This is a genomic window from Aestuariivivens insulae (genome assembly GCF_022662195.1).
Lineage (GTDB): Bacteria > Bacteroidota > Bacteroidia > Flavobacteriales > Flavobacteriaceae > Aestuariivivens > Aestuariivivens insulae.
In genome coordinates this window covers 1-26380 of sequence record NZ_JAKMCS010000014.1, presented here as the reverse complement: position 1 = coordinate 26380, position 26380 = coordinate 1, and the positions used below count along the sequence as shown (strand labels likewise).

Below are 26380 nucleotides of genomic sequence, written 5' to 3'. Positions count from 1 at the left end.
TCTAAAAATGAAACAGACAATTATAAAATTAAAGTTATTTGTACTTAGTTGTTTTGTGCTCACGACATTATCGGCACAAGATAAGCTAACCAAAGTATCGCAGTCCATAAAGGTCGATAAGGATGTGACCATTGATTTAAATACAAGTTACTGCAATATAGAATTTGATACCTGGAACAAGAACACCGTAGAAATTGAAGCTTATATTGAAGGTGAAGATCTAAGTAAGGAAGAATTAGAAGAAGTTTTAAAGCAATGGAACGTAGATGTAGATGCTTCTGAAGGTCTAGTAACTATAAACACAAGGGGCAAAGCGCCAGTAGTTTGGGTTCATAGTTCCGATCACCCAAATGGAGTAGATGTTGATGCTATTTTGGAAGAACTAAAGTTTGAATTGGCAGACTTGCCAGAGATGAATTTTGATTTTCATTTTGAAGTACCCGAAGTTCCAGAGTTACCAGAAATGCCCGAAATGCCAAACCTTCCAGAATTACCGGAGCTACCTGAAGGAATAAATAAAATAAAATTCGATTATAAGGCCTATAAAAAAGACGGCGATAAGTATTTGGAAAAGTATAACAAGGAGTTCGAGTCTAAATTTGGAAAGGACTTTGCAGAGAAAATGGAAGCTTGGGGCGAAAAATTTGGAAAGGAATGGGAAGAAAAATACGCCGAGCAAATGGAAGAGTGGGGCGAGAAGTTTGGGGAGCAATATGGTAAGCAAATGGAAGCTTGGGGCGAACGATTTGCAGCACAAATGGAACGAAGAGCAGAGCGTATGGAAGCCATGGCAGAACGGAGTGCCAAAATGAGGGAAGAACGAGAAAAAGCCCGTGAAAAACACATCATAGAACGAGAAAAGCATATTAAAGAACGAGAGAAACTACATGAAAATCGTCGAAAATTAGCAAACGAAAGGCGTGTAATTGTGGAGCGTTTGGTTAATAAGAAACTTCATACTAAAGTGAAGAAAACCATAAAAATTAAAATGCCCAAAGGAGCTAAACTAAAACTTAATGTAAAGCATGGCGAATTAAAATTGGCTTCTAATATAGATAATTTAAAGGCAAACTTGTCTTACACTAAGTTTATGGCACAAAGCATTAATGGAAGTACAACTTCCATTAATGCTACCCATTCGCCTATTTATATTACCCATTGGAATGTAGGAGAGCTTAATTTAAATTATGTAGAGCAGGCTAACCTAGAAAACGTTGGACAACTGGTGCTTACGTCGAATTCGTCCAACATTAAAATTGATAATCTGTTGGGAAATGCCATAATAAATGGTAGCATAGGAGATTTAGAAATTTTGAAGATTGATGATACCTTTACCAATTTGAATGCTATTTTGCAGAATACAGACGCTGTTATTGTATTGCCAAAAATACCATATAACCTACAATTTAGAGGTGATCGTACTCGATTTAGCCATCCCAATAAAACGACAAAGGATAATGTCTCTTCGTTTTCAACGGGTGATTTAAGTTCTGGGAAAAGCATTGTGGTGAATGCCAAGTACAGTAATGTAATTATGGAATAGAATTCCTAGTTCTGGGAAAATACTATGTATAATCCCAAATCTTATAAACTCTCCTTTTCGGCATTAGTATTAAATCACCTCTCGTTTTAAAGTTACTGTGCCTTTCAAAATATACATTCCTAAATTTATCTCAAAAAGAATGATGAACTTAATGTGTCTGATGTTTTTTCTTCAATAAAAGCAATCAATCATACAAACGCCTATATTAAAGACTAAGGGGAAGTTAAAAAATGACCCTAAAACTAACATTTGGTGTGATGCCCAACGATTGATTTTCAACCTTTCTTATGGTGTTATCATCGTTTAAGGCGTAATAGGTATTTATGATATTCTTTCTGTTAAATACATTCCAAATGGAAGCCCCAATGGAGGCTTTTGTAGCATTGGAAATATCAAATGCATAGGAAGCCGAAAAATCGGTGCGTAAATAATCGTTAAGATTACTACTGTTGGGTGCTTCGTAATTAATTTCCCTAGTTGTTGAATTGTCGGTAACATCTATAGGATTGGTTGTAGGTTTTCCGCTATGCCAATTGATTCCTAAGGCAAGCTTAATATCGTTATGGGTATAAACACCACCAAATGCCATGGCGTGCCTAATATCGGCATTGTTAGGGAATGGACTCCCATTGTTTAACGATGAAAAGGTGTAATCATTTTTACTGTAAGTATAGCTTAGCCAGGTACTGAAAATGGTATTGAATTGTTTGTTGATTAATACGTCTACACCTTTAATTTTATAGCTTCCGGTATCGAAAATAAACTGATATTGGTTTTGGAACCCTTGGCTTCTGCTGGTAATCCCATCAACCTTTTTAATGTAGCCTTCGGCACTAATTAAAAGTTTATTTTGGTTGTATTGAAGTCCCACAGAGGCTTGTTTACTTTTTATAATGGGAACGGGAAAAATATTGATACCGTCATTAGTTGTAACTTCGGTAATGTTGTTAGACAATACCCAGCGCCTTTTTTCAATACCTAAAAAATCGTTTTGTAGATCAATGATTTGGGAAGTGGTTTGGCTCTTTAGTTCACTTAAAACCTCAAGCCTAAAATGATTTAAAAAACGTTGACTGAAACTTAAACGGGGTTCTATTAGAAAGGAGTTGAACTTGTTGAAGTAATTTAATCTCGTGCCAAATTTTAATTTGGTTTTGGCATCATTGGACAAAAATGTACTTTCTCCGTAAACCGAATGGCTTCTAGATACTTCCTTAATATAGCTTCTAAAATTAGGGTTGTTAACATCTTCTAGGTTGCTTATGCCCACTTCGGTAAATTGGTAACCCGTATTGAACTTAAAATTCTGGTTGTGGGTATAATCAATATCTAATCTGGCCGAACCATCGTATACTTCATTTTCTTGTATTAAACGTTGATTGTTAATAAGGTCGTGATTGGTAGCATCCAAATCGTAATTAGAGACATAAACTTGCGCGGTCATCAATAGGGCGTTAGTCCAATCTCTTGTGTAAGTCATTCCAATTGCAGAATTACGTTGTGTGAGTTTACTGTTTAAAGCTTCATTGCGATCGTTGGTTGTTAATTGTTCATCGTAATTCAAATCGTTAAAAACATTGAAAAAATGAAACCTTACCTTATCCTTTTTGGTGATATCATAAAGAAATTTGGCCGTGACATCGTAAAAGTAAAACGATTCGTTTTGTGATATGAAATCATCATTTTTCTTAGCGTCATTAAAATCGGAGTCCTGAAAGATACGCTTGGAATATTGCTCGAAAGTTGCCGTATTGATGAGGTCGGTTATAGACCGACGGGTCGACAATTGCAATTCTGTATTGTGGGATAGGGGTATTTTGGCATAACCATCGGCATTAATCAAATTAAATCCCAAACCAGCATTAAATTGGTTGTCTATGGTATTGGAAAGTTGCATATCGATAATGCTGGAAATACCATCGCCATATTTTGCGGGTGTTCCATTTTTAGAAACATTAACAGACTTAGTCGTATAAGGGTTAAAGGCAGAGATCAATCCGAAAAAATGCCCAGATTGGTACATCTTTATGCCATCCCAAAGGATTAAGTTTTGGTCGTGGGTACCGCCCCTAACATTAATGTTGGACACGGTTTCATCGACACTTAAAATTCCAGGAAGGGCCTGGATGGTCTGTAGTACATCGGGTTCTATCAACCCGGGAAGTATACCAAAAGATTCTGGTTTAAGGGTAATACTGCCATCGTTTAATTTGGTTAAGCCAGAGGTTAAATAATTAACCACCACGACTTCTTCTAACTGTTGGGTGCTAAAGCCCGTATTGTTCCCAGCTTTTTCTTTGCTAACCACAATAAATCGGTCATCAAGTAATTTAAAATCCAAATGTGTTTCTTGGCTAATATAATTTAGGGCATCGGTTAAGGTTAAAATACTTTCTGGTAATTCTAATGTAATGCCCTTTACGGTTTCATCCACATATGAAAACCTAACGTTATAAAGCGTTTCTAAGGCTTTTAGTATAGAGGTAAGGCTTAGTTTTTCTTTTTGAACTGTTTGGGCTGTGATACTAAAAGTGTTCAAAAAAAATAAGACAATAATTAAAACAGAAATAATGCCTTTTCTATTCACGCCTTAAAATAATAGTATTGTTTTCTTTACTGTAAGTTAAATGTAAAGGTAAGGTAATAGACTGTAATGCAACGTCTATATTGTCATGTGAAAAACCACCAGTAAAGTGTTGTTTGCTATCAATACCCATAAGCGTTACGCTTACCCCGTATTGCCTTTCAAATTCGGCGATAACAGCTTTGTACGGAATGCTTTTAAATTGACTTTCGTTATTTAACCACGAAGGCGTTGAGCTGCTTTCTTTTCCTTTAGCAATTAGTTTCCCATCTATAATTAAAAAGCTGTCTCCAGGTTTTAATTTCGTTTCTTGGGATTTGTAGGTCACCCCAACTAAGCCTTCGTAGCAAATAACTTCAAAATAATTGTCGCGTTGTTTTACATTAAATTGTGTACCATAAACAGTAACGGTTCCCGATGTTGTAATTACATTAAACGAAGCCCCTTTTGAAACTTTAAAAAAAGCTTCGCCCTGTAATTCCACATGGCGTTCTTTATGCCATTCCTTTTTATTGAATATTAATGTAGACTTGGCATTAAGGGCAACACTGGAGGCATCTGGCAATGCTACCGTAGTTTTTTGGGCAACATCTGTCACTATGGTGGTATCTAAAGTTGTCACGTAGTAATATAAACTGAAACAAATAACCAAAAGGGCGGCCACTCGTAAAAAAGGTTTTATCCAAAGTGTTGTAGGCTGAGGTGTTTTGGTTTTAATGGACGATAAGACCTGTTCTAATGCCGTAGATGTATTATAATCATCGGCTTTAAAATCTTGTAGGCTATCATTTAACCTTACTAAATCATCGTAGTCTTCAAGGGCTTTAAATGCCTGAAGCTCTTGATCGCTTAGGTCGTTATCTAACCATTTTGATATGAGTTTTTCTCTATCCATCATTTCTGTATTCAACTATATAACAATTAACTTTTATTTTTTCCTACCCTGTACTAAAAAAGTTTAAGGTTTATGGTTCAAGGTTCAATCTATACCTACTCAATCTCCCATCAATCTCCCATCAATCTCCCATCAATCTCCAACCAATCTCCAATCAATCTCCAATCAATCTCCTATAACTCCTTAATATCCTTTCTTAATTTTTCCAAAGCACCATAAATGCGTTTTTCCACGGCTTTGGTCGATATGTCCAAAAGTTCGGCAATTTCCTTAAAGCGTTTGCCCTCAACACGGTTCATCATAAAAGCGACACGTTGCGGTTCGGTTAAGTTTGATAAAGCCCGTTGTAATTTGTCATTATACTCCCGCTCCTGCATTAAAAACTCGGGGTTTTCATTGGTATGCATTTTAGGTTTGGTCTGTTGGTGCTTTAAAACCACTTTTTGGTGTGCTACCTCATTCAGCATTAAATTATTGGCTGTGGTAAATACAAAACTTTTGGCTTTATCTGGGGTTACTTTAGCACAGTTTTGCCACAACTTAACAAAAGCTTCCTGTACTTTGTCCTTAGGGTTTAACCGATCTCCGAACTTATAATATAAAAAGTTATGTAAGTCTTTAGCGTATTTGTTGAATATTGAGGAGAAAAGATGTTCTTCACAAATATTATCATGTAATTGTTTTGCCATTTGGTTTTGGTAGTTGGTGCCTCTAAAATAAAGCTTTTTGGAACTTGGATTTTGATATTTTCAAATTTTTTTAAGAATTAAGGGTAGGAATTTTTAAGACTATCCTGTTTTATCAACAAAACGCTATGTTGAACCCAAAATTAAACATCATGAAAACAAAATTCTTAATCCTACTACCTTTTTTTGCTCTATTACTACTTACTTCTTGTCAAGATGAAGTAGTAGATATTACGCCCCCAAATGAAGCGGAGGCTCTTGTTGCCAATTCCAATTTAACCGCTTTAGTTAGTGCCACTTCAAAACGGGATGGTTCTAAGGACAATATAATAGACAAAGCCAGTTGTTTGTCTGTAGAACTTCCTGTAACCGTAGTGGTGAACAATCTAGAGATTATTATCGATTCTGAAGAAGACTTCAAGACAATTGAAGCTATTTTTGATGAGTTTGAAGATGACGATGACCGTTTGGAGATTATATTTCCAATAACCATTATCACCGAAGAACATGAAGAGATTGTTATTGAGAACAAAGCCCACCTAGAAGAACTTATAGCTATATGCAAAGGTGAAAATGAAGAAGATGACGATATCGAGTGTATTGATTTTAAGTACCCTATTTCGTTTTCAGTATATGATGCCAATTTTCAGGTTATTGATGTTGTAAGCATTGAAAACGATTTTCAGTTGCACCGTTTTATCCACCGTGTAATAAATGCTGAAGTCTTGGCCAGTTTAAACTTTCCTGTAACAATGGTTTTGGCTGATGGTAACGAAGTAACTGTTCATAATAACCTAGAATTGGAACAGGCTATAGTGGATGCCAAAGATACTTGTGATGAAGATGATGATAATGATTATGGAGATGACGACTTTACTAAAGAACGTTTAGATAATTTATTAGTGACCTGTCCGTGGGTGGTTCATGACTTCGATAGAAATGAAGAAAATTTAGATGACAAATACCGTGAGTACATAGTTGTGTTTAGAGAAAATAACGTTGTTAAAGTGCGTGCCAGAAATGGCGATGTATTAACCGGAACCTGGACTACCAGAGTTACCGATAGAGGAGCCATGATTAAATTGGAGTTCGACACCTTGGTAGATTTCACGTTAGAATGGTTTGTTTACGACTTAGAAGCAGGCAGAATTAAGTTGTACCAAGCAGGAGGTAATAGAATCATTTTAAAGAAAAATTGTGATATTGCTTTTGATGTAACCAAAGAGCGTATAATAAACTACTTGCAAGAATGTATGTGGAGAGTGGCACGTTTAAGTGTAGATGGTATAGATAATGAAAAAGATTATATAGGGACACCTCTAAAATTCTTCCCGGAGAATGTAGTAAAAATAAGAGTGAATGGCGAGTTTGTTCAAGGTACATATAATGTGCTTGCACATAATGCAGGATTTGTGCTTCAAATACAATTAGAGGGTAGGCCTCATTTACAACTGGAGTGGTTAATCACTTTCTTGGAACCAGGTTTAATTAAGCTTGAAAGTATAAATCATCCAGATAATAAAATGGTATTGGAAAGACACTGCCCAAATACAGATGACGATTTGAATTACATAGATGGTATTTTAACCAATGGCAATTGGGAAGTTACTAGATATTTTATAGCAGAAGGTGAATTGGAAAAGGATGATGAATTTTTCATGTACACGTTAAACTTCTTTGAAACAGGAAGGGTAAAAGTTACCGATCCTAATAATGGTACTTTTGGAGGCTCTTGGTTATCGTACAGAAAAGAAGGTTTAAAGCTAGGCTTGTATTTTGGAGATCATGCCCCATTTAGTGCCTTAAACCATAGATGGAGAATAAAGGAAATTACAGAAACTAGAATTGAATTGAAAGATTTAAATGCAGATGGAGGTATAGAACGTATTTTAGTTTTGGAAAAGAAAGCATAATAACAGCATGTTTCCTGGCCTCTAAATACTTAGGGGCTAGGTTTCCTTTGAAATTGTTATCCCTACCTGTCACGTTGAGCGTGGTCACTGAGCAAAGTCGAAGTGCAGTCGAAACGTTGTTTCGGGATCTAAATAAAAAAAATGAGAAAGAAATTATTATTATGTTTTGGTTAAAAAAGGAGAACTTTTCTTATCGATTTTGTTAGGTTAAGCCCTTGAAGTTATCCTTTTTAAGGCTGTCAATTAAATATTGACAGCCTTTTTTGTTTACTTTATACAATCGGGTTTCAATAATAGACTTCAAATCGTTAACTTTGCACTTCTTAAAATTTAAAGAGCAATATGTTTAATAATTTAAGCGATAAATTAGATAAAGCCTTACACGTTCTTAAAGGCCATGGTAGTATCACAGAAGTCAATGTAGCAGAGACCTTAAAAGAAGTAAGGCGCGCCCTTTTAGATGCCGATGTTAACTTTAAAATAGCTAAGCAATTTACCAACAAAGTTAAGGAAAAGGCTCTTGGACAAAACGTATTGACAACCCTACAGCCAGGGCAGTTAATGGTTAAAATCGTTAAGGACGAATTGACCGAGCTCATGGGAGGTGACGCCGAAGGTATAAATCTTTCTGGAACCCCAAGTGTGATTTTAATGTCGGGTCTGCAAGGGTCTGGTAAAACAACATTTTCGGGTAAGCTTGCCAATTATCTAAAAAATAAGAAAACCAAAAAACCATTATTGGTTGCCTGCGACGTGTATCGTCCAGCAGCGATAGATCAGTTACATGTTGTTGGGGAACAAATAAATGTAGAGGTTTATAGCGATAAAGGAAATAACGATCCCGTTGCTATAGCAAAAGCAGGTATCGCCCATGCAAAAGCCAATGGGTATAATGTGGTAATTATAGATACCGCTGGTCGTTTGGCAGTAGATGAGGTCATGATGACCGAAATCTCAAACATCCACAAAGCCATACAGCCGCAAGAGACCTTGTTTGTGGTAGATTCTATGACAGGGCAGGACGCGGTTAATACGGCTAAGGCCTTTAACGATGTATTGAATTTTGATGGTGTTATCCTCACCAAATTGGATGGTGATACCAGAGGTGGTGCTGCTATTTCCATAAAATCTGTAGTTAATAAACCTATTAAATTTATTGGTACGGGAGAAAAAATGGAAGCTATAGATGTATTCCACCCATCTCGTATGGCAGACCGTATATTGGGAATGGGAGACGTCGTGTCTTTAGTAGAACGCGCCCAGGAACAATTTGATGAGGAAGAAGCTAGAAAACTTCAAAAGAAAATAGCTAAAAACCAGTTTGGATTTGACGATTTCTTGAAACAAATACAGCAGATCAAGAAAATGGGAAATATGAAGGATCTGGTAGGTATGATTCCTGGAGCAGGAAAAATGATGAAGGATATCGATATAGATGACGATGCATTTAAAGGCATTGAAGCGATTATCTATTCCATGACACCCAAAGAACGAGCTAATCCCTCTATTTTAAATGCTAGCAGAAAAAAACGAATTGGCAAGGGCTCTGGAACATCAGTGCAGGAAGTCAATCAGCTGTTAAAGCAATTTAACCAAATGAGTAAGATGATGAAGATGATGCAAGGCGGTGGCGGAAGGAAGATGATGCAAATGATGAAGAACATGCGCTAATTTAAGTAATCAGTCTCAGTTTACAGTTTTCAGTAGTTAGGCGATAAAACAATCTTAAATTATGGATTTTAAAAAATTATTAGCTTATCAAAGATCATTTGATTTGGCTATGGACATTTTCGAAATCTCTAAATCTTTTCCAAAAGAGGAAATTTACTCGTTAACAGATCAAATAAGAAGGAGCTCCCGTTTTGTATCTGTTAATATTGCTGAAGCTTACAGAAAAAGAAAATACGTTAAGCATTTTATAAGCAAGCTTACCGATGCTGATGGCGAAAATTCAGAAACGAGCACATGGTTAGACTTTGCATTTGAATGTAAATACCTTTCTAAAAAAGGATTACATGCAATTTGTTGAATTAGGGGAAGAAATTGGAAAACTAATAAATTATATGATTAATAATCCAGGCAAGTTTGGAGTTGATATGGAATAGTTTATTCCGCGACTGACACTGTGACTGAAAACTAATAATATATGACCATACTAGACGGAAATAAAATAAGTAACGACATTAAAGATGAAATCGCCAAAGAAGTTAGTTTAATGGTTGCAAATGGCGAAAAAACACCCCACTTAGCAGCGGTTCTCGTCGGTACAGATGGAGCCAGTATGACCTATGTTAATGCTAAAGTGAAAGCTTGCGAAAAAATAGGTTTTAATTCAACGTTAATAGATTTACCGGAAGACACTACAGAAGAAGTGCTTTTGGAGAAAATAAGCGAATTGAACACTAATGATGATATCGATGGTTTTATAGTTCAATTGCCGTTACCAAAACATATCGACGAACAAAAAGTGTTAATGGCCATAGATCCAGATAAGGATGTGGATGGGTTTCATCCTACAAATGTTGGTAAAATGGCTTTAGATTTACCTACGTTTTTACCGGCAACACCTTATGGTATTATAGAGTTGTTGGAACGCTATAATATTGAAACATCAGGGAAAAATGTGGTCGTTATGGGAAGAAGCCATATTGTTGGTCGTCCTATGAGCATATTAATGAGTCAAAAACGAAAAGCTGGCGATGCTACTGTAACGGTGGTTCACAGCCGAACAAAAAACTTAGATGAAATAACTAAAAAAGCGGATATAATTGTTGCGGCTATTGGTATTTCAGAGTTTTTAACAGGTGATATGGTTAAGGAAGGAGTTGTTATTATTGATGTGGGCATAACACGGGTTCCAGATGAAACCAAACAACGTGGTTATCGATTGGCAGGAGATGTCCATTTCGAAAGTGTAAGCAAAAAAGCAAGTTATATTACTCCTGTACCAGGAGGTGTAGGACCAATGACCATTGCTATGTTACTTAAAAATACTTTACTGGCAAGAGAAAGACATAGAGGTTAGAATTATATTTTTTTTATCTTTACACCAGCATTATGATTTTTTAATTGTGATGCTTTTTTTATTCTTAATTTTTTAGAGTGACTAAGAGTTTTTAAAGTGATATAAAAAACACTGGGGCGTTGTGTTATATTTATATTTCTTCAAGGTTATAGTAAAAATACATTATTGTCAATTTATTATCAGTTATTGCTAATTTATTATTAGTCAAAAAAGTTTAAATAATTAAATTGCATCAAAATTTTGATGTTGACTTTGTTTAAAGAGTAATCTTAGTTTTTGGGGAAGCAGGTCAATAAGGGATAGTTAAAGCAAATTTTTAACATTATTCTTTTTTTGGGGTGTTCTTAAAAGCAAAAAGTAGCCTATTTTAATGCGGGAACAAGAAGAAGATATGTGGAATAAGTTTGTAAGTGGGGATAAAACTGCGTTTGCATCCATCTACAATTTATATGTAGATTCTTTGTTCTCCTATGGTATGCGCGTATTCTCTAATAAGGACTTTGTCAAGGATTGTATTCAGGATGTCTTTTTAGATATTTATGAACACAGAAAACAACTTTCCATACCTAAAAACATCAATCATTATTTGTTTGTAGCTCTTAAGCGGACTATGTTTAGGAAATTGAAAAAGGAGCGAAAAAAGGAAGACTTTTCAGAATCTGATAGTTTTAAGTTTATAACAGAGCATAACATTGAATCAAAGACTATTGATAAGGAGGTTAAAGACTATCAAAATAAACTTATAAGCCATATCGTAAAAGAGTTAACCTCCAAGCAACAGGAAATACTATACCTAAGATTTTCTAAAGGATTTGATTATATGGAAATTTCAGAGATAATTAACATAGATCATAATTCGGTACGTAAACAAGTGTACCGAGCCATAAAAAAACTAAGGCAAAATAATGCCTTTAAAAGCATTTCAGAAATTATCATATTCTACGCGTTACTAGATAGTTAAGGCCCAAATCTATCCGTTTTGCTTTCTTCTTATTGTTATTTGAAAATTATTTTTTGAAAAAAGTGTCCACAAAAAATAATTTTTGTCCCCTATATAATGTAAAAGAAAAAATATGGAGCCTTATTCGAGGTATTTAGAAGACGACATTTTTATTGATTGGGTTTATCATCCAACAGAAGACAGTGATAGATATTGGCAAAATTATATCAATGATAACCCTAAAGAAAAGGAGGTAATACTAGGGCTTAAAGCGTTATTGTTAAGCTTAAAAACAGAGCCGTTTGTTATTTCTGAAGAAGAGAAAAAAGAAATTTTAAATCAGCTTTTAACTAGGATAAGTACTAATGAAAAGAAAGGAGGGGTTTATCCTCTTTTTAATAAGTATTATAAGTATGCAGCTATGCTTTTAATATTTTTAACAGTGGGCTATTTTGTTAACAATGGATTTAAAAGATCTAATAATTTGCCTTTTAATGATATTAATGTTGTTTCTCTTGATTCAATAACCAACACGCGTTTAACATTTGCTACAGGAGAAAATGTTTTTATAGAACAAGAAGAATCTCGAATAGAGATTAATGATGAGGGAAATGTTATTGTTAACCAAAACGATACCATAAGTAAGCAGGATAAGACTAATAGAGTAGAAGAAATAGAATTAAATACACTAGTGACTCCTTATGGGAAGCGAAGCAAAATAACCCTTGTAGACGGGACTGTGGTATATCTTAACGCAGGAACCCAGTTTGCATTTCCCAAAAAGTTTATTGGAGATAAAAGAACCGTATACTTATCTGGCGAAGCTTTTTTTGAAGTAGCTCCAAATAAACAGAAACCATTTATTGTACAGACTATTGTCGAAAAGTTATCTATTGAAGTCGTTGGAACTAAATTTAATGTGTCTGCCTATCCCTCAGACAAGGAAGTTTTAACGGTTTTAACCGAAGGAAAGGTTAATGTTGTAGAACGTAATGTGTTGAAGAATACTAAAACTAGTTTAATGCCGGGAGAATTGGCAGCTTGGAATAAGGACGAAGAGAACGTTGAAGTAAAAGTAGTTAATACAGATAATTATACCTTATGGATTCAAGGTTTATTGCATTTTGAAAGTGAATCTATGGTAAGTGTTATCAAAAAAATTGAACGGTTTTATAATATAGATGTCGACTTTGAAGAGTTAACAGAAGATAAAATAAACACTAGGATAAGCGGAAAGTTAGATTTGAAGGAGGATATTAAAACAACACTTGATAATTTAATGAAGACAACTGAGCTTAAATATGAAAAAATAAACGAGAGTACATATGAAATAAAATAAAAAAATAAAGCCAGAACATGCGCCAACATTGCTCTGGCTTAAAAAAAATCTGTTTAAAAAAACAGACATTGTTTAATTAAAACCAACAAATTTATGAAAAAAAACCAACTTTTCTACAATCTCATAGTGGGTTATAGGAACAAAATTCTGTTAGTAATGAAATACCTCAGTTTTTTCTTGCTGCTATTTGTATTTTATTCTTTTACAGATTCTTATTCTCAAAGTAAGAAACTGAAAATAGACCTAAAGCAAGCCTCTTTAATCGATATGATTAAGGAAATTGAAAGTCAAAGTGAATTTGTTTTTATTTACAATGATGAAATATTGCCAGAACTTAATAAGACAAAAGGTGATATTCAAATTAAGAACAAATCCATTTATAAGCTGTTAGATAAGGTTTTAGCCGATGAAAAACTTATTTATTCAATAAATGAGCGTCAAGTTATTTTAAATAAGAATAAGGTGTTTGAATCAACAGTAAATCTTCAACAAAATGTTATCAAGGGGACTGTAACTGATGGTGGAGGAATGCCTTTGGTTGGGGTTAACATATTAAAGATAGGAACCATTACTGGTACGCAAACTGATTTTGATGGGAATTATACTATAAATGCCCAAAAAGGAGATCAATTATCATTCTCTTTTGTAGGTATGCAAACAGTAACCCTTACCGTAGGTGATAATACTACGGTTAATGTTACAATGCAAGAAGATACAGAAGATTTAGATCAAGTTGTTGTAACTGCATTTGGTATTAAGCGTGAAAAAAAGTCGTTAGGCTATGCCGTTAGTACAATTAAATCGGAGGATATAACAATAGCAGGAGTATCTACTAACCCGGTGGTTAATTTATATGGCAAGGCCTCTGGTGTAGGTATCACTACTAATGCCGCAGGGCCTACGGGAGCTGTGGATATTAAGATTCGAGGAGCAGCTGGTTTAGAGTCTTCAGCAAATACAAGGCCGTTATTTGTTGTTGATGGTATGCCTATTTATGATACAGGCTCTAATATGGCGGCAAGAGGGTATGATCCTTTGAATTCATTTGATTATGGATCAGGTATTAATGATATTAACCCAGAAGATATTGAATCTATTGAAATATTGAAAGGAGCAAAGGCATCTGTACTATATGGTGGTGAAGGAGCTAATGGCGTTGTTTTGATAACAACTAAGAAAGGCTCTGGAACTAGAGGATTAGGAGTTAGTGTTAATACACAATATACCTATGAAATACCTAGAACCTTTATCGATTTTCAAAATGAATATGGCTCGGGGACTAGTGAATATACTAGACAGTATGAGACTTTGCCAGGTGGAGGTCAGGGGCCTAGACAAATTGTTTGGAGCCGATTCAATTGGGGACCTAAATTTGACGGTTCTCCAATGCAATTTTTAGATGGAAGTATAAAACCATATCAAGCTTATCCTGATAATTATTTGGATTTATTTAGAACAGGAGGTAATGCTATACACACTGTTGCTATTTCTGGTGGTAATGAAATGGGAAATATGCGTGTTTCTTATACTAATCAAGAGTTTAAGGGATTACTTCCTAATAATTATCAAAAGAAACATGTTTTTAATTTTAGTGGCCTTTTAAAGGCATCAGACTTTGCTAAGGTTGAAGTGAATACCAATTTATATAAAATTAAAACGCATAACAGATATCCTAATTTAGGAGATATAGTTGCTTGGGGTATTAACAGGGATTATGATTTTAATGCTATTAAGGATTTATATAAAAATGAGGACGGATCGAAATTTAATGCAGAAGATACAGGTTGGCCAGGACAATTTGCTCCTACATATTTAATGAATGCTCTTTGGGAACAACTTGAAAATAGTGATTTAGATGATAAATTACACCTAATTACATCTTTGCAGACCACTTTAAACTTTACAGATAAATTGTCATTTATTGGACAAGTTGGTTTAGATTATACGGATACCGATTTCACTACAAAAAATCCAATTACACGTTTTGAACCTGAAAATGTTGGAGGTAGGTATGCATATGCAAGGCATAATACCACAGTGGAAAATTATAGAGGATTACTAAACTATGAGTTCAGTCTTTTTGATGATCGTATGAAGATATTTTCTTTTATAGGAGGCGAATACAAGAAAACAGCTTTCAAAAGCATAAATGTTGCAACCTATGGAAACTTAAGGTTCCCGGATTTTTGGTCACTTAATAATGAACAAGATTGGCCAGATGGAAGTCAAAGAGGAAGAGTACGAGGGCACACCTATGGTTCGCAAGTTTTATATAGTGCGTTAGGGTCCGCTACTGTTTCTTGGAACAATGAATTGTATTTGGAATTACAGGCGAGAAATGACTGGTCTTCAACTTTACCCCCTGAAAATAATTCATTCTTTTATCCAGGCATTGGTTTGAGTTGGAATTTTACTAATACATTAGACATTCCATTTATGGAATATGGAAAATTTAGAGCTAGCTGGGCAGATGTAGGTCGTGGAGCTCCTGGAAGTGTTACCGGTTACTTTGCAAATAGATCATATAGTGTTGGGGGGGTAAATAATACAGATGCACTTTCGGTAACAGCACCTTCGTCTTTATTTGCTGGAGCACTTAAACCTGAACGAAAAAGAGAGTTTGAAGTTGGTTTTGATGCTCGTTTTTTTAAAGGAAGTAGATTAGAAACTAGTTTTTCTTTTTATACTAATAATGTGTATGATCAAATTATGGGAGTACCTTTATCAACTACTACTGGTGCAAGTGAAATAAAAATCAACGCTGGTAATGTAGCGAATTGGGGGTATGAACTGTTGGTTAAAGCAGCGCCTGTAGTTACTGATAAATATAGATGGGATCTTACATTTACAGCAGCTAAACAACAATCAAAAGTTAAAAAGCTGTACCCTGGAATTACACAAAAAGTTACAGGTTCAGTTGGAAATAGTATTATTCAAGTAGCTGAAGAAGGTAAGGCATTTGGTGAATTGCGTATGTTTGATTATTTAACCGATGGTCAAGGTAATAGAGTGGTTGATAATTCTGGCTATTATGTATTGGATCAATCAGAGTTAAAGCCTGTGGCCAATACTACTCCAGATATCTTTGGAGGTTTTTTGAGTGATTTTTATTTTAAAGGATTCAATTTTCATATTGGTTTAGACTACAAGTTTGGAGCTACGATATTTTCACGATCAAATTATTACTATAAAGGAATGGGAATTACCAAAGAGACCTTGAAGTATAGGGACGAGGCTCATGGAGGCATGGCTTATTATATTGATGGCTCTGGTAATAAAGTTGCTTGGCAACATGATCAAACTGCTCCAACGGATTCATCTGATGGTTTAGTTTATCATGATGGGGTAATTAATCCTGGTGTAGTTAACGTTGGAACAGAAGAAAATCCTGTTTACGAAGAGAATACAAAAATTTTATCTGCTTATGAACGTAGTCTTATATACATTAATGATTTAGGACAAAACTATGCGCCTGATGGATTAAACAAGAATGATTATATCAAACTTCGAGAACTATCACTAAGTTATAGTTTACCTGGAGATTTAGTTAAGAAAGCTGGAATGCAAAAAGTAACTGTTTCTTTTCTGGCTAGAAACTTGTTTTATCTATACAAGTCTGTACCAAATTTAGACCCGGAATCTACTTTGGGAACTGATTCTTGGATTGAAGATTCCGCCTACCCTACGGCAACTTCTGTGGGAATGGGACTTAACGTAAGTTTCTAACTAAAATAAAAAATTTAATTATGAAAAAAATAATGTTATTAATACTTTCCTTGATCATCCTCGTTTCATGTCAGGATGTATTGGAAGAAGAATTTCAAAATCCCCAGCAGTATGTGCCTAACCCTGATCAATTAGCTTCAGGGATGTTTACTAATGCTTTACTTCAATATAAATTCTACATCAAAGATTATGGAGAGTACTGGTGGCAATTAGGCGGAAATGGAATGCCTAGTTATGCTCAAATATCTTGTCGTTATATCACACCCAGATATAGTTGGTATATAGATTATGATGATGTGACCAATGGTAATGGGTTTAGTCAAAGTGGTTTCAATTGGTTCAATGATTTTTATCTAAGAATGCGTAATTGGGGTTTAATTCAAGATGTAATTAATGGATTGGATGGTCAGGAGTATGATGATAGTGTTATATATTTTAAAATGCTATCAATAATGAAGGATTGGGCCGCACTAAGAAATGTAGATTTGTTTAACTCAATTCCTTATTTGAATGCCTTTAAAGGATCTCAAGGAGAGTTTTTTACAGAGTATGATGATCCAGAAGTTATATATAAAACCGTACTCGATGACTTGAAGTCTATTGCAGATGAGTTACCAGGCATTTATTCTAAAATGTCACCAGATGGTATTACAACTTTACAGGTACAAGATATTGCATTGCAAGGAAATGTTGATAAATGGATACAATATGCCAATGCATTGCGCTTAAGGTTTGCAGTGAAACTGGCAAGTGTAGATGCTCAATTTGCTTCTAATCATATAAGTGATGCCATAACTAATTTGCCAACTCAAGATTTGGTTTTTGATTTACCACATATTGATGCGGCTGGGGCATTACCTGGAGGAGGAACATGGCAACGCGGCTTATTTGAAAGACCGTACGTAACTCATATTCCAAATATAATTATGAATAGAATGAACTTTCATGAATTAGAATATGAAGAAGATATAGATGACCCTAGGTTGCCTGTAATTGCTTTTCCGACAAAGCATAATGATTATAGAGGGGTTTCTTTAGATGCTGATGGACAAAATCAGGGATATGTTGATGGAGAACGTTATTATCCTTGGGCAGATGATTTGGAATCATCAGCATCTAATAATTCAAAATCTATGTATAACCAAGTTACATTAACGCATAATAATGTGCCTGCAGATATGTTTACTTTGGCAGAAATAGACCTTTTGTTAGCTGAGGTTGCAGCAAAAGGGTTAGCGAATACTGGAAAATCAGCAGGAGAGCATGTTGAGGATGCTGTAATGCATTCTACAGATTATTGGTATATGTTAAATGGCTTAGGGCAGTATAGAACCGATTATACAACAGAACCTTGGGCTAGTTTAATACGCCCATCTAAACCTAGCCAAGCTGTTATTGGCTCATATGCTGAAAAAGTAAAAAATGCTTTTGATGCAGTTAGTGGAGTTGATGGTCAAATGGAGATTATTATGCAACAAAAATATATACATTTGAACTTAATACGTCCTATAGAGCTTTGGAGTGAGTTAAGAAGAACTAGGCACCCAAAATTGGAGCCTATGACTTTTCTAGGGAAAGTTATGAAACCACAACCAGAACGATTAATGTATCCTTCAAGTGAATTACAAAATAATTCAGAAGCTTTCTTGAAGGTAATTGATCAAAATAATTGGACATCACCAATTTTTTGGAGAACAGATGCTAGTTCTTATTATAGAGATAATTACGTATCCTTTAAGACAGGAACATCACCCGATTTTAATTAATTCAAAAGAATTATAACATTTTAAAAAGAGGTCACATTTGTGACCTCTTTTTATTTTAAAGCCTAATTTATCATGTTAGTATTTATTCGTATGTCAAAATAATATTTAATAGTTTGTTGGCTCTAGTAAGACATTTGTAGTTAATCTAAAATAGATTAAATTGCAGCATGAATTTTAATCTACTAGACTTAATAAGATTACAGTCAAGAGTGGTTATAGGTGGTTTAGAACATGTTATTCCTATAATTATAGCTACATTATTTGCTGTTTTTTTTATTAGGTATGCCAAGAACAAATTAGATACACCTAAACAAGAAAAGTATATTCATTATTTTGCTTGCCTAATTAGTTTAACCGTTTTAGCTTTTCATTTATACTATTATTTTTTTGGGGAGTATAATATCGTTACTGATTTACCATTGTATTTGTGTAGCTTAATGGCCCTGCTTATTCCATTTTTTACCTATTACAAAAAATATTGGATGTTCGAAATATTAGTCTTTTGGGCTATAGGAGGATTTACCCAAGGTGTTATAACTCCAGATATTGCAATAGGGTTTCCTTCGTTCGATTATTTTAGGTTTTGGGCAGTACACTTAGGGGTTTTGATAATTGTTTTTTATGCCATTTTTGTTTTTAACATGCGCCCAAAATTGGCCAGTGTCTTTAAATCGTATTTTACTCTGCAGGGTTATGTGTTTATTGTTATTCTTATAAACTATGCCCTAAGAGCCAATTATTTTTATTTGATTGAGAAACCTAAAACAGCAACGATATTAGATTATTTCGGGGAATGGCCATATTATGTTATTGTAGTTCAAATTATATTGATTCCTTACTTTTTATTAATATACTTACCCTTTTATTTGATAGACCGAAAGAAAAATAAAAATGAGCTATTGGGAGAATAATTGATTAATATCCTTAAAAGCCTTAAACTCCAAAGCATTTCCTGAAGGATCCTTAAAAAACATGGTAGCTTGTTCTCCCACTAAACCTTCAAATCGAATATAGGGTTCAATAATAAATGCAATACCTTTCTTTTTTAACGTGTCTGAGAAAGTTTGGAAAGTGTCCCAAGGTAAAACCACGCCAAAATGAGGTACAGGAACAGCTTTACCGTCAACAGGGTTTGTGTGTAAATCTGTGTTACTTTCAGGTTTATAATGAATAACTAACTGATGTCCAAAGCAATTAAAATCAACCCATAGCTCACTAGACCTGCCTTCTTCAAAACCTAAAATATCCCTATAGAAAGTTCGACAAACATCAAGATTGTGAACGGGTATGGCCAAGTGAAATGGACTAATTTTATTTTCCATGCGGTTTGCGTTTATGGGGAATAGGCTTATGGACTTTGGTTGAAGCAACTAACAGTTTGTTCAGTTCGGTAAATTCCTCTGGCGTCAACTCTCGGTATGCGCCTAAGGGCACATCCAATTTAATGTTCATTATCCGTACACGCTTAAGCGTTTGTACTTCATAACTTAAGTATTCGCACATGCGGCGAATCTGTCTATTTAATCCTTGTGTTAAAATAATTTTGAATTTGAATTTACCTAATTTTTTAACAATACAGGGTTTTGTGGTCTGCCCCAAATCTTTCAGATAGATACCGTTAGACATACGCTCAATGAAGGTTTGGGAAATAGGCTTGTCTACCGTAACGACATATTCTTTTTCATGATTGTTGCTTGCCCTAAGGATTTTATTCACGATGTCGCCATCATCGGTAAGTAAAATTAGCCCTTCACTGGGTTTGTCTAATCTACCTATAGGGAAAATACGTTTGTGATAATTTATAAAATCTATGATATTATCTTTTTCAACCCGGGTGTCTGTAGTACAAACAATACCAACAGGCTTATTAAAAGCAAGGTAGACAAATTTATTTTTTGCATTTGTAACAGTTTTTCCATCTACAGCAACAACATCTTCAGACCCTATTTTTGTGCCTTTTTCGGGAACGTTGCCATTAATGGTTACCCTGCCAGCTTCAATGAGCTTATCGGCTTCTCGGCGTGAGCAATAGCCCACTTCACTTAAAAATTTGTTGATGCGTTTTAACTCTACGTTCATCTATTTAAAATTTTACAACAACCTATTCGGGTAGCGTTTTATTTATTTTGGTTGAAATCGACCAAGGCCTGCTAAATACCCATTATGGGCTTTCATGTTACAAAAATACAATAAACTAACTGGAGATAAATTCTAAAATGCGCTTATCTGTATATTCAGATTTTAAACTGTGGTCTAAGTTATTAGTGGTAATAAGTGTGGTATTAGGAAATTGTTCCTTGTAGTCCAGCGCATCGTTGTAAGGAATAATATTATCATTTATATCATGAATAATTAATCCTTTTGCCTTGATACTTTTTGAAAACTCTGCTGCATTATAGTAGTCTGGAGTATTTCCAAAGTGTTGTAATACAAAGGCATCTATGGCTTTAACGACTGAAGGACTGTACCCCATCATATTGGTATAGCGTCTAAATACATCCTTAATGTTTGAAGGGGCGCCAAGAAGCACTAATTTTTTTAACTGGGGGAGCTGGTATTTGTGTTGAAAGAAAATAGTAGCCGTACCTCCAAGCGAATGCGCAACAACCGTCTGGGCATTGAATTTTTTAGCAATACGGAAAAGGCATTCGGAGTAGTCAACAACGTTAAACGAATTGCTTCCTGAATTGCCGTGGGCAGGGGCATCTAGGGCAATAACCTCAAAACCATTGGATTTTAGGTTTTCTATTAAAGCTTTCCACCTAAAGGCATTGCTTTCCCAACCATGAACCAATAAAACAGGGGCTTTTTTACCAGGCCACCTGTATGTTATTATATCATAGTTTTTATAGCTAACGGCTTCTTGAAAGGATGTGTTTAAAAAATCTATGCCTTCTGTAGTATGTTTCCCTTTTTGAGGGGAAGAAAATAATTTAATGGCCAGACTTGCAGCATATTGTGGGGAGAAAATAGCTATACAGTTTATAAAACAGCCAATAAGCTTTGCTATTAACCGTTTCATTCCTGTTCCCTATTAACTAAATCCATGGAAAAAGCAGGTAGGCATATAGCAATATACTCGCATACTTCTGTAAATGGATTTGAATATTGAACCCGTGTATTTTTTTCAATCTTAATAGATTGCCCTGCTTTTAAAACTACGATTTCATCTTCTATTATAAATTGCTTTTTCCCTTTTATTATAAAAGTATACTCATCAAATTCTGGTGTTTGAAATGGTTCACTCCATCCAGCAGGTGCCTTCATGTGGGCTATGCTTATTTGTGAACTACCATTACTGGCCAGGCCAAAATGTTCTTTAATAATTTTGCCGTCTGTGGTTGGAAAAATGAAAGGGCTATCTTGAATGGTGTATTTCTTCATTTTTAATCTTTTAAAGGCTTGCGTTTTATCATGCCACCTTTTATATCTTTAACAATTCCCATAACTAAGAATGCTTTTTTGTCGATTTTATCAACTTCGGTTTTAAGTTTGGCAATTTCAAGCCTTGTAATAACCGTATAGATAATATCTTTATCGTAAGATTCTTTTTGTTTGCCAAAACCACCTTTACCTGAATAAATGGTGCAGGCTCTTTGTAGCTTTTCTATAATCATAAGACGAATAGCTTCATGCTTTTCAGAAATTATGGTAACACCCACATATTCCTCAACACCATCTACTACAAAATCGACCGTTTTAGCAGCAGATAAATAGGTGAGAATGGCATAAAGAGCTACTTCAACAGATAAAATATAAGCTCCAAATGAAAATATAACAATATTTATAATCAATAAAACATCCCCAACAGTTAAGGAAAGTTTCCTACTCAAATAGATAGCCAATACTTCGGTCCCGTCAATAACGCTTCCCCCTCGCATAGACATTCCTATACCAAGGCCTAGGAAGAAACCACCGAAAACAGCAATAAGCAGTTTGTCTTCGGTCACCGTAGGGTAATCTACATAATGTACTACGAAAGCCAATAGTATTATGGCAATTATACTGTGAACAGCAAATTTTAAGTTTATAGTCTTTGATGCCAGAATAATAAAAGGGAGGTTAATAGCTACCAATAAAAATTCTAGCTTTATACTGGTTATATTTTCCAATAAAAGGGAAATACCTGTAGCGCCTCCATCAATAAAACGATTAGGAAGTAAGAACCCTTTTAGCCCAAAACCTGCTGAAAATACACCTACTATTATAAAAATATATTTTTTTATAGCATGTGATAATTCTACTTGAAGGTTTCTAACCAATGGAACAATCTCCCTCTTTCTAACGGGTTTGTTAGGATGTTTGTGCTCAAGTCTTTTCCGAGCAATATCAACTAATAATTTAGAAAGAAAGGGATTCATTATATTTTGTTTATTGTCTCCAGTTTATAAAAAAGTATTTAATTTTTGCATGGTCTGGGATATGAATGGCTTCAATAGTTAAATTTCTATCAAAACGAAGGTTGGCAGGCAACTCTTTTTTATCTATGGTAAATGACGCATTGATTTCGTTTACAGAAACAACTATAGAATTTATTAAGTTATTAATTCTGGTAATCTTGTAAGCGTTATTAATGTCCTTAAAGGTACTTAAAGTAGAAATGTCCTTATGGGTTTTATAACGTGAATCTATTACTTGTACACTAGTTATTACCGATGTTGAATCACCTAGTTTCTTTGGTGAAAGCACTAAAAGTTTATTGCCGTTTTTATCGAATACATCAATAGTGTTGATGTTATTGGAAAATGCTTTGCCACTATCGAAATTGGTAATGGAATCATTGTTAAAGATGGTTTTTAAATCTTTTACTTGTGTAGAGTCGTTTAACAGCCCAATATGTTGTTTGCCAATTTCAAACGGATTCTGTTCTTGTTTACAACTGGTAAAGCAAATGGCTAAAACAACGATGGGTAAAAATAGTTTGTTCATTAAATTTAGTGTTATAAATGGTTTTGTATAGATTATTTTTTCATCAATTTAGTTAAGATACCAAACACACTTCTTATAAAAGTAGCACTTGTAAGTACTTTAACAATAGGGTTCATTCGTGTGCTTCTTCTTGTGGTTGTGGTTCTTCTCTTGGATTCGGCTCTTTTTAGGGCTTCACGTTCTTGTTTGGCTTTTTCCTTGGCTTCTTCGGCTTCGGCGTGTTTTATCTTTTCATTTAGCAATTCATAGGCGCTTTCCCTATCTACGGTTTCATTATATTTTTTTACAAGTTGGGATTTCGAAATCAAGTTACTTAATTCAATATCCGTAAGGACATCCATTCTACTCATGGGCGCGCGCATCATAGTAGCCGCTAAGGGCGTTGGGCGACCTTTTTCACTTAGGGCCGAAACCAATGCTTCACCAATACCTAACGATGTTAAAACCTCTGTGGTATCGTAATATTCAGAATCTGGATAGTTTTGGGCCGTAAGTTTAATGGTTTTCCTGTCCTTGGCAGTAAAAGCACGTAAGGCATGTTGTATTTTTAATCCCAATTGGCCTAAGACAGCTTCGGGAACATCGGTAGGGTTTTGGGTTACAAAGTATAAACCAACACCTTTACTTCGTATTAATTTTACAATACTTTCTATTTGATTTAACAGAGGCTTTGAAGCCTCGTTAAAAATTAAATGGGCTTCATCGATAAATAGGATAAGCTCTGGTCTGTCACTATCACCTTGTTCTGGAAATGTCGAATAGATTTCGGCCAATAAGCTTAGCATAAAGGTTGAAAATAACTTGGGGCGGTCTTGTATGTCGGTAAGACGTATAATGTTAATGTAGCCTCTGCCGTCTTCGTCAATACGTAACAGGTCATCTACATCAAAAGAGGTCTCTCCAAAGAACAAATCGGCGCCTTGTTGTTCCAATTCAATAATCTTTCTTAAAATAGCTCCCGTTGATGCTGTAGATATTCGTCCGTAGGCTTTCGTGAATTCTTCTTTGCCTTCATTGGTGGCGTAATGTAGAATTTTCTTGAAGTCCTTTAAGTCCAGAATAGGCAGTTTGTTGTCGTCGCAATACTGAAAAAGCACAGCAACCACGCCCGTTTGGGTTTCAGACAAATCTAATATTCTAGAGAGTAATACTGGTCCAAATTCACTAACAGTAGCTCTTAAACGTACTCCATCCTGTTCCGATAAGGTTAATAATTCAACAGGAAAGCTTTTGGCTTCAAAGGGTAAACCTATTTTTGCGTGGCGTTCATCTATTTTAGGATGCCCAGGGCTGGGTTGTGCCAGTCCGCTTAAATCACCTTTAATGTCCATTAATAAAACAGGAATGCCTTTGTCGCTTAAATTTTCGGCAAGGACCTGTAGCGATTTGGTTTTTCCTGTTCCCGTTGCTCCGGCAATCAAACCATGACGGTTTAAGGTCTTCAAAGGGATGTTTACATGGGCTCCAGTTACCGTTTCGCCATCTAACATAGCGGCTCCAATAGGTATAAAATCGCCTTTAGTAGTATAGCCTTCGTTTATATAGTTAAGAAAGGTTTCCTTTTTGCCCATAAGCATGAAATTTGGATAAAAATAACTATTCTGTATGAATTCAAATGAACAAGATATACAAAACTTTGAACAATTAAGTAGCAAACTGCTATCTTTGCAGCCTTATGAATAAAGAGATACAACAATTGGTAGATAAAGGCGAAATGCTGCCTTTAATGGAGGAGTTCTATACCATACAAGGGGAGGGCTACCATAAAGGAACTGCGGCATATTTTATTCGTGTGGGAGGATGCGATGTGGGCTGCCATTGGTGCGATGTTAAGGAAAGTTGGAATGCCGATTTACACCCACCAACAGAGACTTCAAAGATTGTAGCTAATGCCAAAAAGTATAGTGATACTATTGTTGTAACAGGAGGGGAGCCTTTAATGTGGGATATGGCTCCATTAACAACTAGGCTTAAGGCAGAAGGATTGCAAGTACATATTGAAACCTCGGGAGCTTATAAGTTAACCGGTACTTGGGATTGGATTTGCTTGTCGCCTAAAAAATTAAAACAGCCTACCCAGGAAGTTTACGAAAAAGCCAATGAGCTTAAGGTGATAGTTTATAATAAGGACGATTTCCGCTTTGCGGAAGAGCAGGCCGCGAAGGTAAATAAAGATTGCATTTTGTATTTACAGCCCGAGTGGAGCAAACGCGATAAGATAATTCCGGAAATTGTAGATTATGTGATGGAGCATCCCAAATGGAAAGTGTCCTTGCAAACCCATAAGTATTTGAATATACCATAGTAAGTGGTGTTGGCTAGGGGGCTTAACTTTATACGCTTGGTTCTTGTTTGGTTTTCCAGTTGTAATTTATCTAAAATTTTAGTTTATAGGTTCTGAACATCTTCTGATTACTTTGTCATTTTTATACGTATTCATTAAAATTATGTAGCCTTTATTTTAAACTGGAGACGCATTATATAAAAAAAGCCCAGTGCTTTTACACTGAGCCTTTACTACTGTAGCGAGATCGAGATTTGAACTCGAGTCTCGCCCTTGGCGGATATGGATCCGACGTTTAGATGGATTTAGGTAATATATTATTTTTAATAAATGTTCTGCCCTGTCCCGATTTCAACCATTTTTCATGGGCCAAGGCCTCTCTTTTGGTGTAAAACACTTTAACGTAAACAACATGCCAAGGCCTATACTTTTTGGTGTAGCCTTTTGTAGCTAATTGATTGTGTGAATGGAACCTGTCTATTAAATTTGAAGTGTAGCCAGTATAGGTTTTGGCATGTTTTTCAGAGTACAATATGTATACGACAAATTCATCCATAAAAAAACCTCCTAGGTTTTAGGAGGTCTAACATTTAGTAGCGAGATCGAGATTTGAACTCGAGTCGCGCCCTTGGCGGATATGGATCCGACGTTTAGATGGATTTAGGTAATATATTATTTTTAATAAATGTTCTGCCCTGTCCCGATTTCAACCATTTTTCATGGGCCAAGGCCTCTCTTTTGGTGTAAAAC

At 35.2% G+C, this 26380-nt stretch carries 21 protein-coding genes and 1 pseudogene; 11 read left to right on the top strand and 11 right to left on the bottom strand.

Annotation, left to right across the window (positions count from 1 at the left end; translation table 11 throughout):
- Positions 1 to 7: 7 nt before the first annotated feature.
- On the top strand, positions 8 to 1543 hold the full coding sequence (locus tag MR062_RS14575; protein WP_242205572.1) for a hypothetical protein: 1536 nt from the start codon (positions 8 to 10) through the stop codon (positions 1541 to 1543).
- 223 nt (positions 1544 to 1766) lie between these two features.
- Here MR062_RS14575 and MR062_RS14570 read toward each other — a convergent pair whose 3' ends face one another.
- The 3 genes from MR062_RS14570 to MR062_RS14560 all read right to left on the bottom strand — a co-directional run bounded on the left by MR062_RS14570 (position 1767) and on the right by MR062_RS14560 (position 5711).
- Entirely contained in the window at positions 1767 to 4130 is a 2364-nt protein-coding gene (locus MR062_RS14570; protein WP_242205570.1) for a TonB-dependent receptor plug domain-containing protein, read from the bottom strand.
- Positions 4123 to 5037 (bottom strand): FecR family protein, encoded by a 915-nt coding sequence (locus MR062_RS14565; RefSeq protein ID WP_242205568.1) that lies wholly within the window; start codon positions 5035 to 5037, stop codon positions 4123 to 4125. Before MR062_RS14565 ends, MR062_RS14570 begins: the two co-directional genes overlap by 8 nt.
- 158 nt (positions 5038 to 5195) lie before the next feature.
- Complete coding sequence (locus MR062_RS14560) at positions 5196 to 5711, bottom strand: RNA polymerase sigma factor (protein WP_242205566.1); 516 nt, start codon at positions 5709 to 5711, stop codon at positions 5196 to 5198.
- Between the two features lie 149 nt (positions 5712 to 5860).
- On the opposite strand from MR062_RS14560, the gene MR062_RS14555 reads away from it, so the two are divergent.
- The 9 genes and pseudogenes from MR062_RS14555 to MR062_RS14515 all read left to right on the top strand — a co-directional run bounded on the left by MR062_RS14555 (position 5861) and on the right by MR062_RS14515 (position 19328).
- A complete protein-coding gene (locus tag MR062_RS14555; RefSeq protein WP_242205564.1) occupies positions 5861 to 7621 on the top strand; it encodes a hypothetical protein in 1761 nt (586 codons plus the stop codon).
- Between the two features lie 342 nt (positions 7622 to 7963).
- Positions 7964 to 9292, top strand: a complete 1329-nt coding sequence (gene ffh, locus MR062_RS14550) for a signal recognition particle protein (protein WP_242205562.1) — start codon at positions 7964 to 7966, stop codon at positions 9290 to 9292.
- A gap of 61 nt (positions 9293 to 9353) precedes the next feature.
- Positions 9354 to 9726, top strand: a pseudogene (locus tag MR062_RS14545) (four helix bundle protein).
- 41 nt (positions 9727 to 9767) lie between these two features.
- A complete protein-coding gene (folD, locus tag MR062_RS14540; protein WP_242205560.1) occupies positions 9768 to 10646 on the top strand; it encodes a bifunctional methylenetetrahydrofolate dehydrogenase/methenyltetrahydrofolate cyclohydrolase FolD in 879 nt (292 codons plus the stop codon).
- 370 nt (positions 10647 to 11016) lie between these two features.
- Complete coding sequence (locus MR062_RS14535) at positions 11017 to 11607, top strand: RNA polymerase sigma factor (RefSeq protein WP_242205558.1); 591 nt, start codon at positions 11017 to 11019, stop codon at positions 11605 to 11607.
- A 112-nt stretch (positions 11608 to 11719) separates the two neighbouring features.
- Positions 11720 to 12925, top strand: coding sequence for a FecR family protein (locus MR062_RS14530; protein ID WP_242205556.1), 1206 nt, complete (start codon positions 11720 to 11722; stop codon positions 12923 to 12925).
- A gap of 156 nt (positions 12926 to 13081) precedes the next feature.
- The gene (locus tag MR062_RS14525; protein WP_242205553.1) at positions 13082 to 16651 is read left to right on the top strand and encodes a SusC/RagA family TonB-linked outer membrane protein; all 3570 of its coding nucleotides are present in this window, start codon (positions 13082 to 13084) and stop codon (positions 16649 to 16651) included.
- Positions 16652 to 16701: 50 nt separating this feature from the next.
- On the top strand, positions 16702 to 18417 hold the full coding sequence (locus MR062_RS14520; RefSeq protein WP_242205551.1) for a SusD/RagB family nutrient-binding outer membrane lipoprotein: 1716 nt from the start codon (positions 16702 to 16704) through the stop codon (positions 18415 to 18417).
- 167 nt (positions 18418 to 18584) lie between these two features.
- Positions 18585 to 19328: a YwaF family protein gene (locus MR062_RS14515; protein ID WP_242205549.1), complete on the top strand. Its 744-nt coding sequence runs from the start codon at positions 18585 to 18587 to the stop codon at positions 19326 to 19328.
- Here MR062_RS14515 and MR062_RS14510 read toward each other — a convergent pair.
- From MR062_RS14510 to MR062_RS14480, 7 genes are all read right to left on the bottom strand, one after another.
- Positions 19314 to 19739 (bottom strand): VOC family protein, encoded by a 426-nt coding sequence (locus MR062_RS14510; protein WP_242205547.1) that lies wholly within the window; start codon positions 19737 to 19739, stop codon positions 19314 to 19316. The two genes, MR062_RS14515 and MR062_RS14510, sit on opposite strands and share 15 nt — an antisense overlap.
- A complete protein-coding gene (locus tag MR062_RS14505) occupies positions 19729 to 20496 on the bottom strand; it encodes a pseudouridine synthase (protein WP_242205545.1) in 768 nt (255 codons plus the stop codon). The genes MR062_RS14510 and MR062_RS14505 overlap by 11 nt, the downstream gene beginning before the upstream one ends.
- Before the next feature lie 115 nt (positions 20497 to 20611).
- The gene (locus tag MR062_RS14500) at positions 20612 to 21439 is read right to left on the bottom strand and encodes an alpha/beta hydrolase (RefSeq protein WP_242205542.1); all 828 of its coding nucleotides are present in this window, start codon (positions 21437 to 21439) and stop codon (positions 20612 to 20614) included.
- On the bottom strand, positions 21436 to 21801 hold the full coding sequence (locus tag MR062_RS14495) for a cupin domain-containing protein (RefSeq protein WP_242205540.1): 366 nt from the start codon (positions 21799 to 21801) through the stop codon (positions 21436 to 21438). Before MR062_RS14495 ends, MR062_RS14500 begins: the two co-directional genes overlap by 4 nt.
- 2 nt (positions 21802 to 21803) lie before the next feature.
- Positions 21804 to 22778: a YitT family protein gene (locus tag MR062_RS14490; protein ID WP_242205538.1), complete on the bottom strand. Its 975-nt coding sequence runs from the start codon at positions 22776 to 22778 to the stop codon at positions 21804 to 21806.
- A gap of 10 nt (positions 22779 to 22788) precedes the next feature.
- Positions 22789 to 23346 carry a hypothetical protein gene (locus MR062_RS14485; protein WP_242205537.1) on the bottom strand — a complete coding sequence of 186 codons (558 nt, stop codon included), beginning with the start codon at positions 23344 to 23346 and terminating at the stop codon, positions 22789 to 22791.
- 32 nt (positions 23347 to 23378) lie between these two features.
- Positions 23379 to 24917 (bottom strand): helicase HerA-like domain-containing protein, encoded by a 1539-nt coding sequence (locus tag MR062_RS14480; protein ID WP_242205536.1) that lies wholly within the window; start codon positions 24915 to 24917, stop codon positions 23379 to 23381.
- A gap of 104 nt (positions 24918 to 25021) precedes the next feature.
- Here MR062_RS14480 and MR062_RS14475 point away from each other — a divergent pair, with 104 nt between their 5' ends.
- Complete coding sequence (locus MR062_RS14475) at positions 25022 to 25651, top strand: 7-carboxy-7-deazaguanine synthase QueE (protein WP_242205535.1); 630 nt, start codon at positions 25022 to 25024, stop codon at positions 25649 to 25651.
- A 274-nt stretch (positions 25652 to 25925) separates the two neighbouring features.
- Here the strand turns inward: MR062_RS14475 and MR062_RS14470 are convergent, their stop codons facing one another.
- Entirely contained in the window at positions 25926 to 26186 is a 261-nt protein-coding gene (locus tag MR062_RS14470) for a GIY-YIG nuclease family protein (RefSeq protein ID WP_242205534.1), read from the bottom strand.
- Positions 26187 to 26380: the final 194 nt, after the last annotated feature.

Excerpts from the sequence above, each read along its gene's own strand:
- ffh (WP_242205562.1), top strand. The coding sequence starts at position 7,964 with ATGTTTAATAATTTAAGCGATAAATTAGATAAAGCCTTACACGTTCTT.
- MR062_RS14515 (WP_242205549.1), top strand. The coding sequence starts at position 18,585 with ATGAATTTTAATCTACTAGACTTAATAAGATTACAGTCAAGAGTGGTT.
- MR062_RS14495 (WP_242205540.1), bottom strand. The coding sequence starts at position 21,801 with ATGAAGAAATACACCATTCAAGATAGCCCTTTCATTTTTCCAACCACA.
- MR062_RS14470 (WP_242205534.1), bottom strand. The coding sequence starts at position 26,186 with ATGGATGAATTTGTCGTATACATATTGTACTCTGAAAAACATGCCAAA.
- MR062_RS14505 (WP_242205545.1), bottom strand. The coding sequence starts at position 20,496 with ATGAACGTAGAGTTAAAACGCATCAACAAATTTTTAAGTGAAGTGGGC.
- MR062_RS14475 (WP_242205535.1), top strand. The coding sequence starts at position 25,022 with ATGAATAAAGAGATACAACAATTGGTAGATAAAGGCGAAATGCTGCCT.
- MR062_RS14525 (WP_242205553.1), top strand. The coding sequence starts at position 13,082 with ATGAAATACCTCAGTTTTTTCTTGCTGCTATTTGTATTTTATTCTTTT.
- MR062_RS14485 (WP_242205537.1), bottom strand. The coding sequence starts at position 23,346 with ATGAACAAACTATTTTTACCCATCGTTGTTTTAGCCATTTGCTTTACC.
- MR062_RS14530 (WP_242205556.1), top strand. The coding sequence starts at position 11,720 with ATGGAGCCTTATTCGAGGTATTTAGAAGACGACATTTTTATTGATTGG.
- folD (WP_242205560.1), top strand. The coding sequence starts at position 9,768 with ATGACCATACTAGACGGAAATAAAATAAGTAACGACATTAAAGATGAA.
- MR062_RS14560 (WP_242205566.1), bottom strand. The coding sequence starts at position 5,711 with ATGGCAAAACAATTACATGATAATATTTGTGAAGAACATCTTTTCTCC.
- MR062_RS14535 (WP_242205558.1), top strand. The coding sequence starts at position 11,017 with ATGCGGGAACAAGAAGAAGATATGTGGAATAAGTTTGTAAGTGGGGAT.
- MR062_RS14480 (WP_242205536.1), bottom strand. The coding sequence starts at position 24,917 with ATGGGCAAAAAGGAAACCTTTCTTAACTATATAAACGAAGGCTATACT.
- MR062_RS14500 (WP_242205542.1), bottom strand. The coding sequence starts at position 21,439 with ATGAAACGGTTAATAGCAAAGCTTATTGGCTGTTTTATAAACTGTATA.
- MR062_RS14575 (WP_242205572.1), top strand. The coding sequence starts at position 8 with ATGAAACAGACAATTATAAAATTAAAGTTATTTGTACTTAGTTGTTTT.
- MR062_RS14490 (WP_242205538.1), bottom strand. The coding sequence starts at position 22,778 with ATGAATCCCTTTCTTTCTAAATTATTAGTTGATATTGCTCGGAAAAGA.
- MR062_RS14555 (WP_242205564.1), top strand. The coding sequence starts at position 5,861 with ATGAAAACAAAATTCTTAATCCTACTACCTTTTTTTGCTCTATTACTA.
- MR062_RS14510 (WP_242205547.1), bottom strand. The coding sequence starts at position 19,739 with ATGGAAAATAAAATTAGTCCATTTCACTTGGCCATACCCGTTCACAAT.